Source organism: Micromonospora sp. CA-269861, assembly GCF_050948505.1.
Classification (GTDB): domain Bacteria; phylum Actinomycetota; class Actinomycetes; order Mycobacteriales; family Micromonosporaceae; genus Micromonospora.
Genome location: NZ_CP192014.1, coordinates 3,111,484 through 3,124,596 on the forward strand (window position 1 = coordinate 3,111,484; position 13,113 = coordinate 3,124,596).

Genomic DNA, 13,113 nt, shown 5'->3' on the forward strand with positions numbered 1-13,113 from the left:
TCAGCCGTCGCGTTCGGGGTAGCCGACCGGCACCGCGGAGACGTCGTCGAGCGCGGTGGTGATCTCCTCGGGCAGGGTGATCCGTTCCACCTGGAGCGCGCCGAGCAGTTGCCCCACCGTGCGGGCGCCGAGGATCGGCGCGGTCACGCCCGGCCGGTCCCGGATCCACGCCAACGCCACCTCCAACGGCGACACCCCCAGCCCACCGGCCGCGGTCGCCACCGCCTCCACGATGCTGGAGCAGCGCGGCTCCAGGTACGTGGCGACGAACCGCTCGAAGTGCGGCGACGCGGCCCGGGAATCGGCCGGGCGGCCGTGCCGGTACTTGCCGGTGAGCACGCCCCGGCCCAGCGGCGACCAGGGCAGCACGCCGAGGCCGAGCGCGTCGCACGCGGGCAGCACCTCCCGCTCCACGCCCCGCTCCAGCAGCGAATACTCCACCTGGGACGCCACCACCGGCGCCCGCCCCGGCCAGGCGGTCTGCCAGGCGGCGGCCCGCGCGGTCTGCCAGCCGGAGAAGTTCGACACCCCGACGTAGCGGACCTTGCCGCTGGCCACCGCGTGGTCCAGAGCGGCCAGGGTCTCCTCCAGCGGGGTGTCCGGGTCGTACCCGTGCACCTGGAACAGGTCGACGTGGTCGGTGCCGAGCCGGCGCAGCGACGCGTCCAACGTGCGCAGCAGGTGCCCACGGGAGCCGTCCCGGCGTCGGCCACTGCCGGGGCGCAGACCGGCCTTGGTGGCGATGAGCAGCTCCTCGCGGGGCACGAGGGAGCCCAGCAGCGAGCCGATCACCGACTCGGCGTCGCCGTCGCCGTACACGTCGGCGGTGTCGATCAGGTTGCCGCCCGCGTCCAGGTAACTCTTGAGCTGAGCGGCCGCATCGTCGGCGTCGGTGTCCCGGCCCCAGGTCATGGTGCCGAGCGCGAGCCGGGAAACCGCCAGCCCGCTTCGGCCGAGCGGTCGCTGTTGCATGGGTGAACCTTATTTCGAACCTGCCGCCACCGATATCCTCGCTCCCGTATCTCTGCCGGTTCTGCCGGTTCCGCCGCCCAGGGCTGCCCCGATGGAGGGGGGAGCAAAGGTGTCGAGCCGGTGATCGAGTCCGTTATCGGCATTGCGTAACCTGGGGCGACCTGTGCCACGGATGGGGGAGGACCAGTGCGACTCGGGCTCAGTCTCGGATACCAGACGGCGTGGAGCACACCGGCCGACCACCTGGCGCTGGCCCAGGAGGCGGACCGGCTCGGCTATTCGGTGGTGTGGGCGGCGGAGGCGTACGGCTCCGACTCGCCCAGCATGCTCGCCTGGATGGCCGGGCAGACCGAACGGATCGACGTCGGCGCCGCGGTGATGCAGATCCCCGCCCGTACGCCGGCTGCCACCGCCATGACCGCCGCCACGATCGACGCGCTCTCCGGCGGCCGGTTCCGGCTCGGCCTGGGCGTCTCCGGCCCGCAGGTGTCCGAGGGCTGGCACGGCGTGCGCTTCGCCAAGCCGCTCGCCCGGACCCGCGAGTTCGTCGACATCGTCAAGCTGGCCATCGCCCGCAAGGAGGTGGCCTACGACGGCGAGCACTACACGCTGCCGCTGCCGGACGGGCCGGGCAAGGCCCTGCGGCTGGGCTTCCACCCACCCCGCGAGCACATACCGATCTACCTGGCCGCCGTCGGCCCGAAGAACCTGGAGCTGGCCGGCGAGATCGCCGACGGCTGGCTGGCAGTCTTCTACGCCCCGGAGTTCGCCGAGGAGCAGCTCGCCTCGGTCCGCGCCGGGCGGGCCAAGGTCGGCAAGGAGCTGGCCGGGTTCGACGTGGTGCCGTCGGTGCCCGTGGTGATCGGCGACGACGTGGCGTCCTGCGCCGAACTTGTCCGCTGGTACGCCGCGCTGTACGTGGGCGGCATGGGCAGCCGTCAGCAGAACTTCTACAACCAGCTCGCCACCCGGATGGGCTACGGCGACGCCGCCCGCGAGGTGCAGGACCTCTACCTGGCCAAGCGGCAGCGCGACGCCGCCGCCGCCGTACCCATGGAGTTCATCGACCGCACCTCGCTGCTCGGCCCGAAGGAGCGCGTCGCCGAGCGCATGCGGGAGTACGCCGCGGCCGGCGTCACCACGCTGTCGGTGACCCTCTTCGTGGCCGACCGGGACAGCGGTGTGCAGACCCTGCGTACCGTCGCCGAGGCTCTCGACCTCTCGGGAGTCGGAGAGTGACCTGGGTCGAGGCCATCGTCCTGGGCATCGTCCAGGGACTGACCGAGTTCCTTCCGGTCAGCTCGTCGGGGCATCTGCGGATCACCTCGGCGATCTTCTTCGACCGGGACGCCGGCGCGTCGTTCACCGCGGTCACCCAGCTCGGCACCGAAGCGGCCGTGCTGATCTACTTCGCGAAGGACATCTGGCGGATCACCCGGACCTGGCTGGTGGGCATCCGCGACAAGTCGGTGCGCTCCAGCCTCGACTACCGGATGGGCTGGTACGTGATCGTCGGCTCGATCCCCATCGGGCTGTTCGGTTTCGTGTTCAAGGACCAGATCAAGACCGCCGGGCGCAACCTGTGGGTGGTGGCGACCACACTCATCGTGTTCGCGTTCGTGTTGGCCTTCGCCGAGTACTGGGGTCGGCAGACCCGCACCCTGGAGAACTTCCGGATGAAGGACGGCATCGTGATGGGCTTCGCCCAGGCCATGGCGCTGGTCCCCGGGGTGTCCCGCTCCGGTGGCACGCTCACCGCCGGCCTGCTGCTCAACCTGACCCGGGAGGCGGCGGCACGGTACTCGTTCCTGCTGGCCATCCCGGCGGTGGTGATGTCCGGCGTGTTCAGCCTCGGGGACGTCTTCGAACCGTCCGCCCCGGGCACGTCAGTGCCCACCGTGGCCCAGACGATCGTGGCCACCCTCATCGCGTTCGGCATCGGCTACGCGGCCATCGCCTGGTTGCTGCGCTACGTCGCCCACCACACCCTGTACGTCTTCGTGCTGTACCGGGTCGCGCTGGGCACCCTCGTCCTGGCCCTGCTGCTGACCGGCACGATCAGCGCCACCTGACCGACGTGTCGACGGCCCCCGGCCCCGCCCACGTGCGGCGCCGGGGGCCGCGGTCGTCATCGCGCCGCCCGCGACGGCCCTGCGCGGGGCGCAGGTCATAGGGTGGTCCCCGTGGCGACCCTTCTGCTTCTGCGACACGGCCGGACGACCGCGAACGCGGACGGCGGCCTGGCCGGCCGCCAACCGGTCGAGTTGGACGACACCGGGCGCGCCCAGGCCAGCGCGGTCGGCGAGCGGTTGCGGGCGGTGCCGCTGGCCGCCGTGGTGACCAGCCCGCTCATCCGCTGCCGGCAGACCCTGGAGTTGGCGCTCCCGCAGGCCGCCCCGGTGGTCGAGGACGGGTTGATCGAGTGCGACTACGGCAGCTGGGAGGGGCAGCCGCTGAAGAAGCTCGCCAAGGAGCCGCTCTGGCCGGTCGTCCAGCAGCACCCCAGCGCGGTGGTCTTCCCGGGTGGGGAGGCGATGGCGGCGATGGCGGCGCGTGCCGTGGCGGCGGTGCGCTCCTGGGACGCCCGGGTGAGCGCCGAACACGGGCCCGAGGCGGTCTGGCTGGCGTGTAGCCACGGCGACGTGATCAAGGCCATCGTGGCGGACGCGCTCGGCGTACACCTGGATGCCTTTCAGCGGATCGTGGCCGACCCGGCGTCGGTGACGGCGATCCGGTTCACGCCGCTGCGTCCGTTTCTGGTGCGACTCAACGACACCGGCGGCGACCTGGCGGCGCTGGTGCCGCCGCCGGCCAAGCGGCGTCGGCGCGCAACCCGGGTGGCCGACTCGGACGCGGCCGTCGGCGGCGGGGCGGGTGCGGCGCGGTGAGGCGTGTCACGACACCGCCCCCGAGCGGGGCGTCAACGGACGTCAGAAAGGCCGCCACGCCCGGGTATCGCACCTGGTACGCCGGGCGCGCCGTCGCTGCGGCGATTCGCGTCGGTGGGGTGCGCGAGGCCAAGGCGGGCCGGATAGGGTCGTGGGTATGACCCACCAGGTGCACGCCTTCGAACCGCCGGAGCGGTTCGTCGCCGGGACTGTCGGGCCGCCGGGGGAGCGCACGTTCTTCCTGCAGGCCCGCGGCGGCGGCAGGCTGGTCAGCGTCGCGCTGGAGAAGGTCCAGGTGTCCCTGCTCGCCGAGAAGCTGGAGGAGCTGCTCACCGAGGCGCAGCGTCGCTTCGGGGTGGACCTGCCCGAGCTGGCGCCGGTGATCGGCGACAACGAGCCGCTGGACACTCCCGTCGACGAGGAGTTCCGGGTCGGGACCCTCGGGCTGGCCTTCGACGTGGACACCGCGACCGTGGTGATCGAGGCGATCGCGGCGGGCGAGGTGGAGCCCGAGGTCGAGCTCGGCGACGAGGACGAGGACGACGAGGACGACGACGAGGACGACGAGCCGGACGAGGACCTCGATCGGCTCCGGGTCCGGCTCACCCCGCAGGCGACCCGCCAGTTCATCGAGCGGGCCCGGCGAGTGGTCAACGCGGGCCGGCCTCCGTGCCCGCTCTGCGGCCAACCGTTGGACCCCGCCGGGCACCTCTGCCCGCGGCACAACGGTTATCACCGGTGACCTCGTCCGGCCTCCAGCCTCGCCAGGACGGCGACGCCGCGCTGCGGCTGCTGCGTGACGGCGTCCTCGACCTGGAGGGTCGGCTGGTCGACGCGTCGAACACGACGCTGCGCGGCATCCTCACCCTGGACGGGATGACCGCCCGCTGCGTCTACAAGCCGGTCCGCGGTGAGCGCCCACTCTGGGACTTCCCCGACGGCACCCTGGCCGGTCGGGAAGTCTCGGCGTACCTGGTCTCCCGGGCCACCGGGTGGGGCCTGGTGCCGCCCACCGTGCTGCGCGACGGCCCGTTCGGCCCCGGCTCCTGCCAGCTGTGGATCGACGAGCCGGAGGACGCCGAACCGCTCGTCGGTTTCCTGCCCGCCGGGGAGTTGCCGCCGCGCTGGATCCCGATCGCCGCGGCCCGGGACGACGACGGCGCCGCGTACGCCCTCGCCCACGCCGACGACCCGCGGCTGGCCCGGCTCGCGGTGCTCGACGCGGTGCTCAACAACGCCGACCGCAAGGGCGGTCACGTGCTCGTCGGTGCCGACGACCGGATCTACGGCGTGGACCACGGCGTGAGCTTCCACGTGGAGGACAAGCTGCGGACGGTGCTCTGGGGTTGGGCCGGTAAGCAGTTGCCCGCCGATGCCGTGGAGATGCTCGACGCGCTGGCCGGGCAGGTCGCCGGGGCGCTCGGCGCGGAGCTGGCCGACCACCTGACGATCAGCGAGGTGGCCGAGGTGGCCGCCCGGATCGACCGGCTGCGCGAGACCGGCAGCTTCCCCCAACCTCCGGAGGACTGGCCGGCGATGCCCTGGCCGCCCATGTGAACCGCTGTCATCTTGATCACCCGTGGGGTGCTCCGGCCCGGTCGCCGGGCTGGCTAGGCTGATCCCATGGAGTCTTGGGCGGGACACGAGGTGCCACGGCTGCCGGGCAGGGGCGAGCCGCTGGCGTTGTACGACTCGGCGCGGCAGGGTGTCCACCCCAGTGCGCCGGCCGACGCGGGCCGCATGTACGTCTGCGGCATCACCCCGTACGACGCCACCCACCTCGGCCACGCCGCCACCATGATCACGTTCGACCTGGTGCAGCGGATGTGGCGCGACGCCGGCCGCCCGGTGCGCTACGTGCAGAACGTCACCGACATCGACGACCCGCTGCTGGAGCGGGCCGCCCGCGACGGCGAGGACTGGGTGGTCCTGTCGATGCGCGAGACGGCGCTGTTCCGGGAGGACATGGAGGCTCTGCGGATCATTCCGCCGGAGCACTACGTGGGCGCTGTCGAGTCGATCCCGGACATCGCCGACAAGGTCGAGGTGCTGCTCAAGGACGGCGCCGCGTACCGGCTCGACGACGGCACCGGCGACGTCTACTTCGACATCTCCGCCACGCCCCGCTTCGGCTACGAGTCGAACCTGACCCGCGAGCAGATGCTGGAGATCTTCCCCGAGCGCGGCGGCGACCCCGACCGGGCCGGCAAGCGTGACCCACTCGATCCGCTGCTGTGGCGCGGCGCCCGCGAGGGCGAGCCGTCCTGGCCGGGCGGCGAACTGGGCCCGGGCCGCCCCGGCTGGCACATCGAGTGCGCGGTGATCGCGCTCAACCTGCTCGGCGATCGGATCGACGTGCAGGGCGGCGGCAACGACCTGCTGTTCCCGCACCACGAGGCCTCCGCCGCGCACGCCGAACGGCTCACCGGCCAGGCGCCGTTCGCCGAGCACTACGTCCACGCCGGGATGATCGGCCTGGACGGCGAGAAGATGTCCAAGTCCCGCGGGAACCTGGTCTTCGTGTCCCGGCTGCGCGCCGACAAGGTCGACCCGATGGCGGTCCGGCTGGCGCTGATCTCTGGGCACTACCGCAGCGACCGCACCTGGACCGACGACCTCCTCACCGCCGCGCAGGAGCGCCTGGACCGTTGGCGGCGGGCCGCCGCCGCGCCCGCCGGGCCGTCCGGGGCTGAGCTGCTGGCCGAGGTACGCGCGCGCCTGGCCGACGACCTGGACACCCCCGGAGCCCTTGCCGCAGCCGACCGCTGGGCCGAGGCGACCCTCGCCGGCGCCACCGATGACCCCGAAGCGCCAGCCCTCTTCGCCAAGACGGTGGACGCCCTCCTGGGCATCCGCCTCTAGCCCACGCGCGTCCTGCCGCGCGTTGATCGACCCACCCAGACCGCGGTCGATCATGGGATTGGCGGGCGTTTCGATCTCTGCAGGACCCGTCAACCTCATGATCGCGCCCGTGCTGGGCGGGTTGTGGTTTCTGGGTCTTCAGCCCAGGACCAGGCCGGGGTCGGGTTCCGGGTCGGGCGTCGGGCCCGGGATCTTGTACTCCTCGGTGAGGGTGGTCATGGGGCCGGGCCAGGTCGCCTGGGACACCTCGATCGGCTTGCGGTGCGCGTCGTACGCGACGTGCAGCAGGTGCAGCACGGGGGTGTCGGGTCGGATCTGGAGGGTCTCGGCCTCCTCCCGACTCGGCTGGCGGGCGCTGATCGTGTCGGTGGCCGAGACGTACCGCCGTCCGGTGGCTTCCTCGGCCTCCTGGTAGAGCGGCCGGCCGAAGGCCTCGGTGCGCTCCAGCGACGTGCCGGCGGTGTCGCGGGGCAGGAACCAGGAGGCGCCCACCTCGACGGGGGAGTCGTCGGTGCGGACGAGGTGGCGGCGGCAGAGCAGGTTGGTGCCGTCCGACACGCCGAAGGCGTCGGCCACCTCGGCGGGGGCGGGGGCGTGCCCGACGGAGACGAGTTGTTGACGGTATCGGGCGGCCAGGTCGGTGTGGTAGCCGCGGAAGCCGCCGTACCGGCCTCGGGAGAGGCGGTTGAGGCGGCGGCGGGTGCCCCGCACGTACGTACCGGAGCCGGGTTTGGTGATCAGGATGCCCTCGACCCGCAGCTGGTCGACGGCGCGCTGCACTGTCTGCTTGGCGACGCCGAACATCTCGGCGATGGCCGGGATGGACGGCAGCCGCTCGCCCGGCCCCCAGTCGCCGCGGCGGACCTGGGCCTTGAGCTGCGCGGCGATCTGTCGGTGCGGGAACTCGGCGGCCCCGGGATTGATCTGCACACCCGCCTCCTTGATCACATCTAGGTTCCTAGGATGCCCTAGCGGGTGTGACGGCGCTACCCCGGACACGCGAAAACGGGCCCCCGGACCACAGAGGTCCGAAGGCCCGCGACGAACAGTGGCCCGCGACGAGACAGGGCTACCAGGAGCCGGCGGTGGGGCCGGCGGAACCACCCCGTCGGCGCAGGTACTTCTCGAACTCCTGGGCGATCTCGTCACCGGTCAACGGGGTGATTCCCTCGTCGCCGACCCGTTCTTCCAGCTCGCGGACGTACTCGCCCAGCTCGGCGTCCTGTTCGGCGGCGCTGCGCACCCGCTGCTCCCACTCGGCGGACTCCTCGGCGAGGTCGGCCATCGGGACCGGCAGGTCGACGACCTCTTCGACCCGGTGCAGCAGGGCGAGGGTGGCCTTCGGGCAGGGTGGGTTGTTGGCGTAGTGCGGCACGTGCACCCAGAACGAGACGGCGTCCACCTCGGCGCGGGTGCAGGCGTCGTGCAGCACACCGACGATGCCGGTCGGCCCGTCGTACCGGGTGGGGGTGAGCTGGTACCGCTCGGCGGCCTGCGCGTCGGAGGCGCTGCCGCTGATCGGCAGCGGCCGGGTGTACGGCACGTCGGCCAGTAACGCGCCGAGCAGCACCACCCGTTCCACCTCCAGGCTGTGGCAGATCTCCAGCACCTGCTCGCAGAACGTCCGCCAGCGCATGCTCGGCTCGATGCCGCGGATCAGCACCACGTCGCGGTCCGTGCCCTCCGGGCTGGCCACCATGAACCGGGTCGTCGGCCACTCCACCCGCCGGGTCTCCCCGTCGGCCATGGTGATGGTGGGCCGGCTGACCTGGAAGTCGTAGAAGTCCTCCGGATCCAGCTCGGCGATCTGCCGGGCGTTCCAGACCTGCTCGAGGTGCTCGACCGCGGCGGTGGACGCGTCGGCGGCGTCATTCCAGCCCTCGAACGCGGCGATCGCCACCGGGGACCGCAGCACCGGCAGTCCGTCGAACTCGGTCACGCCGTCACCTCACCCTGCTCGTCGCGGCTGGCGCCGGGACCGCGCCCGGTCGTCATGCCGTGGGGCACGGCGGCGTCCCTGTTGTCCTTCACGTCCGTCAGCCTACGTGCAGGGCGAGGGCCCGGCCCGTCGGCCGCGCCGGTCGGCCGCTCCGGCAGCAGGTCATACCCGAACGAACCAGACAGGGTGATCCCCGTGACACAATAGGGGATCGCACGATGATGGTCGTGGAGTCCGGCCGAATCGCACTAACCTGAACGGGTGCGGACTTCATTGATGGATGTGCTGGCTGAGCGGATTCTCATCGCCGACGGCGCGATGGGCACGATGCTGCAGGCTGCGGACCTCACGCTCGACGACTTCGACGGGCTGGAGGGCTGCAACGAAATCCTCAACGTCACCCGCCCGGACGTGGTGCGCGGGGTGCACGACGCCTACCTGGCCGCCGGCGCCGACTGCGTGGAGACCAACACCTTCGGCGCCAACCTCGCCAACCTCGCCGAGTACGACATCCCGCACCGCATCCGCGAGTTGTCCGAGGCCGGCGCCCGGATCGCCCGGGAGGCCGCCGACGCGGCCAGCACCCCGCAGCGGCCCCGGTTCGTGCTCGGCTCGATCGGGCCGGGCACCAAGCTGCCCACCCTCGGGCACGCCGACTACTCGACGCTGCGCGACGCCTACCAGGAGAACGCCGCAGGTCTGATCGTCGGTGGGTCGGACGCGCTGATCATCGAGACCTGCCAGGACCTGCTCCAGGTCAAGGCGGCGGTGGTCGGGTCGAAGCGGGCGATGGCCGAGCTGGGCCAGTCGGTGCCGATCATCTGTCACGTGGCAGTGGAGACCACCGGCACGATGCTGGTCGGCAGCGAGATCGGTGCGGCCCTCGCCGCGATCGAGCCGCTCGGCGTGGACCTGATCGGGCTCAACTGCTCGACCGGCCCGGCCGAGATGAGCGAGCACCTGCGCTACCTGTCGCAGCACTCCCGCATCCCACTGTCGGTGATGCCGAACGCCGGCCTGCCGGTGCTGACCGCCGACGGGGCGTACTTCCCGCTGACTCCCGTGGAGCTGGGCGAGGCCCTGGAGCGGTTCATCACCGAGTACGGCGTGGGGTTGATCGGCGGCTGCTGCGGCACCACCCCGGAGCACATCCGGGTGCTGGCCGAGCGGCTGCACGGCGTCACCGCCCCGGCCCGCGAGCCCCGGCACGAGGCGGGCGTCTCCTCGGTGTACCACCCGGTGCCGTTCGCCCAGGACGCGTCGGTGCTGATGGTGGGGGAGCGGACCAACGCCAACGGCTCGAAGGCGTTCCGGGAGGCGATGCTCGCCGGCGACTGGCGGGCCTGTGTGGAGATCGCCCGCAGTCAGGCGCGCGATGGCTCGCACCTCCTCGACCTCTGCGTGGACTACGTCGGCCGGGACGGCACACAGGACATGCGGGAGTTGGCCGGCCGCTTCGCCACCGCGTCCACCCTGCCCATCATGTTGGACTCCACCGAGCCGAACGTGGTGGAGGCCGGGTTGGAGATGCTCGGCGGCCGCTGCGTGGTCAACTCGGTGAACTTCGAGGACGGCGACGGCCCCGAATCCCGGTACGCGCGGGTGATGCCGATCGTCCGTGAGCACGGCGCGTCGGTGGTGGCGCTGCTCATCGACGAGGAGGGGCAGGCCCGTACCCAGGAGTGGAAGGTCCGGGTCGCGGCGCGGTTGATCGACGACCTGACCGGCCGGTGGGGCATGGACCGCTCGGACATCCTGATCGACGCGCTGACCTTCCCGATCGCCACCGGGCAGGAGGAGACCCGCCGCGACGGCATCGAGACGATCGAGGCGATCCGGGAGATCTCCCACCGCTACCCGGGCGTCAACTTCACCCTGGGCATCTCGAACATCTCCTTCGGGCTCAACCCGGCGGCCCGGCAGGTGCTCAACTCGGTGTTCCTGCACGAGTGCGTGCAGGCCGGCCTGACGTCGGCGATCGTGCACGCCAGCAAGATCCTGCCGATGGCGAAGATCCCCGACGAGCAGCGCGAGGTCGCACTGGACCTGGTGTACGACCGTCGCCGCGAGGGGTACGACCCGGTGCAGCGTTTCCTGGAGCTGTTCGAGGGCGTCGACGTGACAAGCGCTCGGGCCAGCCGGGCCCAGGAGTTGGCGGCGCTGCCGCTGGACGAGCGGCTCAAGCGGCGGATCATCGACGGTGAGCGCAACGGCCTGGAGGCCGACCTGGACGAGGCGATGGCCGGCGGCCGGTCCCCGTTGTCGATCATCAACGACATCCTGCTGGACGGCATGAAGGTCGTCGGTGAGCTGTTCGGCTCCGGCCAGATGCAGCTGCCGTTCGTCCTCCAGTCCGCCGAGGTGATGAAGACCGCGGTGGCCTACCTGGAACCGCACATGGAGACCGCGGAGGACGGCGGCAAGGGCCGCATCGTGCTCGCCACCGTGCGCGGCGACGTGCACGACATCGGCAAGAACCTGGTCGACATCATCCTGTCCAACAACGGCTACGAGGTGGTGAACATCGGCATCAAGCAGCCGATCAGCGCCATCCTGGACGCCGCCGAGCAGCACCGCGCCGACGCGATCGGCATGTCCGGGCTGCTGGTGAAGAGCACGGTCATCATGAAGGAGAACCTGGCCGAGATGGCCACCCGCGGGGTCGCGGAGCGTTGGCCCGTCCTGCTGGGTGGGGCGGCGCTCACCCGCGCGTACGTCGAGGACGACCTGCGGTCGACGTTCCCCGGGCAGGTGCACTACGCGCGGGACGCGTTCGAGGGCCTGTCCCTGATGGACAGGGTGATGACCGCCAAGCGTGGCGGCGCCCCGGTGATCGACCCGGAGCGGGAGGCGGCTCTCGCGGCCCGACGGGCGCGCCGGGAACGGCAACGCTCGATGGTCACCACGTCGCTGCCGGAGCTGCACGACTCCTCGGTCCGCTCCGACGTGGCAGCCGACGTCGCGGTGCCCACACCACCGTTCTTCGGCACCCGGGTCGTCAAGGGCGTGCCGATGGCCGACTACGCGGCGCTGCTCGACGAGCGGGCCACCTTCTCCGGGCAGTGGGGGCTGCGCGGCGTCCGGGGCGGCGGCGGACCCTCCTACGAGGAGCTGGTCGAGACCGAGGGCCGGCCGCGCCTGCGGTACTGGCTGGACCGGCTGATCGCCGACCAGGTCCTTGAGGCAGCCGTGGTGTACGGCTACTTCCCCGCGTACTCCGAAGGCAATGACCTGGTGGTGCTCGACGAGAACGGGCACGCGGAGCGCGCCCGTTTCTCCTTCCCCCGCCAGCGGCAGGAGCGGCGGCTCTGCCTGGCGGACTTCTTCAAGCCCCAGGGCGACCAGCTCGATGTGGTCGCGTTGCAACTGGTCACGGTCGGCCAGCCGGTCAGCGAGTACGCGGCGAAGCTGTTCGCCCGCAACGAGTACCGCGACTACCTGGAGGTGCACGGGCTCTCCGTGCAGCTCACCGAGGCGCTCGCCGAATACTGGCACCAGCGCATCCGAGCCGAGCTGACCCTGCCCGACGGTCGTCCGCTGGGGCACGACGACCCGGCGGACCTGGCCGGCATCCTGCACAACGACTACCGGGGCTGCCGGTACGCGTTCGGCTACCCGGCCTGCCCCGACCTGGAGGACCGGGCGAAGATCATGGATCTGCTCGGCGCGGACCGGATCGGGGTCGAGCTGTCCGAGGAGTTCCAGCTCATGCCGGAGCAGGCCACCGACGCCATCGTGGTCCACCACCCGGAGGCCAACTACTTCAACGCCAAGTAACGGGCGCAAGTGCCCTGACCGCATCAATAGCCCGACGAGTGCGGTCCTCGCTGGTTGGCGCAGGCGGGTGTATGTCCGCAGGTGAATCCCGGGTCGGCGTGGCCGAGGTAGGTCGACACGGCCTTGATGCTCTCCCCGGCGTCCAGAAGGACCGAGGCGTAGCTATGCCGCAGGATGTGCTCGCCGTTGTGGTGGTCGTCGGGGATGCCGGGCGAAGTGCCCGCCACGCTGTGAGACACGAAGCCGCGGCGCTTGGGTCTTCGGAGCGGCAGGGCTGTCGGCACCGGGCTGCCGGCGAAGTGGTTCAAAGTTCCTGTACGTCCTCACGGCGGCCCGAGATGGGCCGCACGCGCCGCCGCCTGGGCGCGCGTCCGTCGCTCCGCTGACGCTCCGACTCCGGCCACGCAACCCACCCGGCGGCTGGCGCGGAAAGCGGAAGCCCAAGGGGCCGCCGCCGGACGACAGTCCGTTGGTGGTCGGGTGTGTGAGCCGGCAGCCGGCTGGGCCGCGCGGCCAGCACCCGCACGGCGTAGGGGAGCGCACGCCGGCCGCGTCGGCGAGCTGGCGGCGGTCGCGGGCGTGCGGCTACTGCGCCTCCGGCCCGATGCAGGGGTCAACACCGGCCAGCGAAGGTCCGCCGCAGTGCTTATCCACCGGGTTTGTGCTTCCGCGGCC

The 13,113-nt window shown here is 71.8% G+C and carries 11 protein-coding genes; 7 read left to right on the forward strand and 4 right to left on the reverse strand.

Annotated elements, in window-relative coordinates; all coding sequences use genetic code 11:
• Window positions 1-972, reverse strand: a complete 972-nt coding sequence (locus ACQP0U_RS14430; RefSeq protein WP_124770871.1) for an aldo/keto reductase — start codon at window positions 970-972, stop codon at window positions 1-3.
• A gap of 186 nt (window positions 973-1,158) precedes the next feature.
• Here ACQP0U_RS14430 and ACQP0U_RS14435 point away from each other — a divergent pair, with 186 nt between their 5' ends.
• From ACQP0U_RS14435 to mshC, 6 genes are all read left to right on the forward strand, one after another.
• Window positions 1,159-2,211: an LLM class F420-dependent oxidoreductase gene (locus ACQP0U_RS14435; protein ID WP_210865913.1), complete on the forward strand. Its 1,053-nt coding sequence runs from the start codon at window positions 1,159-1,161 to the stop codon at window positions 2,209-2,211.
• Window positions 2,208-3,044: an undecaprenyl-diphosphate phosphatase gene (locus ACQP0U_RS14440; RefSeq protein WP_112676596.1), complete on the forward strand. Its 837-nt coding sequence runs from the start codon at window positions 2,208-2,210 to the stop codon at window positions 3,042-3,044. The genes ACQP0U_RS14435 and ACQP0U_RS14440 overlap by 4 nt, the downstream gene beginning before the upstream one ends.
• 102 nt (window positions 3,045-3,146) lie before the next feature.
• Complete coding sequence (locus tag ACQP0U_RS14445; protein WP_433319526.1) at window positions 3,147-3,860, forward strand: MSMEG_4193 family putative phosphomutase; 714 nt, start codon at window positions 3,147-3,149, stop codon at window positions 3,858-3,860.
• A 157-nt stretch (window positions 3,861-4,017) separates the two neighbouring features.
• Window positions 4,018-4,602: a DUF3090 domain-containing protein gene (locus tag ACQP0U_RS14450; protein ID WP_196926896.1), complete on the forward strand. Its 585-nt coding sequence runs from the start codon at window positions 4,018-4,020 to the stop codon at window positions 4,600-4,602.
• On the forward strand, window positions 4,599-5,417 hold the full coding sequence (locus tag ACQP0U_RS14455; protein ID WP_433319529.1) for an SCO1664 family protein: 819 nt from the start codon (window positions 4,599-4,601) through the stop codon (window positions 5,415-5,417). The genes ACQP0U_RS14450 and ACQP0U_RS14455 overlap by 4 nt, the downstream gene beginning before the upstream one ends.
• A gap of 66 nt (window positions 5,418-5,483) precedes the next feature.
• Window positions 5,484-6,722, forward strand: coding sequence for a cysteine--1-D-myo-inosityl 2-amino-2-deoxy-alpha-D-glucopyranoside ligase (gene mshC / locus ACQP0U_RS14460; protein WP_433319532.1), 1,239 nt, complete (start codon window positions 5,484-5,486; stop codon window positions 6,720-6,722).
• 138 nt (window positions 6,723-6,860) lie between these two features.
• Here the strand turns inward: mshC and ACQP0U_RS14465 are convergent, their stop codons facing one another.
• Window positions 6,861-7,652, reverse strand: a complete 792-nt coding sequence (locus ACQP0U_RS14465) for a GntR family transcriptional regulator (RefSeq protein ID WP_091408867.1) — start codon at window positions 7,650-7,652, stop codon at window positions 6,861-6,863.
• A gap of 139 nt (window positions 7,653-7,791) precedes the next feature.
• Window positions 7,792-8,661: a PAC2 family protein gene (locus tag ACQP0U_RS14470; RefSeq protein ID WP_030332815.1), complete on the reverse strand. Its 870-nt coding sequence runs from the start codon at window positions 8,659-8,661 to the stop codon at window positions 7,792-7,794.
• Window positions 8,662-8,937: 276 nt separating this feature from the next.
• Between ACQP0U_RS14470 and metH the strand changes: the two genes are divergently transcribed.
• The gene (gene metH / locus ACQP0U_RS14475; protein ID WP_433320836.1) at window positions 8,938-12,438 is read left to right on the forward strand and encodes a methionine synthase; all 3,501 of its coding nucleotides are present in this window, start codon (window positions 8,938-8,940) and stop codon (window positions 12,436-12,438) included.
• 23 nt (window positions 12,439-12,461) lie between these two features.
• Here the strand turns inward: metH and ACQP0U_RS14480 are convergent, their stop codons facing one another.
• The gene (locus tag ACQP0U_RS14480; protein WP_433319536.1) at window positions 12,462-12,665 is read right to left on the reverse strand and encodes a hypothetical protein; all 204 of its coding nucleotides are present in this window, start codon (window positions 12,663-12,665) and stop codon (window positions 12,462-12,464) included.
• Window positions 12,666-13,113: the final 448 nt, after the last annotated feature.

Coding starts and splice junctions, on each gene's coding strand:
- mshC (WP_433319532.1), top strand. CDS start 5,484: ATGGAGTCTTGGGCGGGACACGAGGTGCCACGGCTGCCGGGCAGGGGC.
- metH (WP_433320836.1), top strand. CDS start 8,938: ATGGATGTGCTGGCTGAGCGGATTCTCATCGCCGACGGCGCGATGGGC.
- ACQP0U_RS14450 (WP_196926896.1), top strand. CDS start 4,018: ATGACCCACCAGGTGCACGCCTTCGAACCGCCGGAGCGGTTCGTCGCC.
- ACQP0U_RS14430 (WP_124770871.1), bottom strand. CDS start 972: ATGCAACAGCGACCGCTCGGCCGAAGCGGGCTGGCGGTTTCCCGGCTC.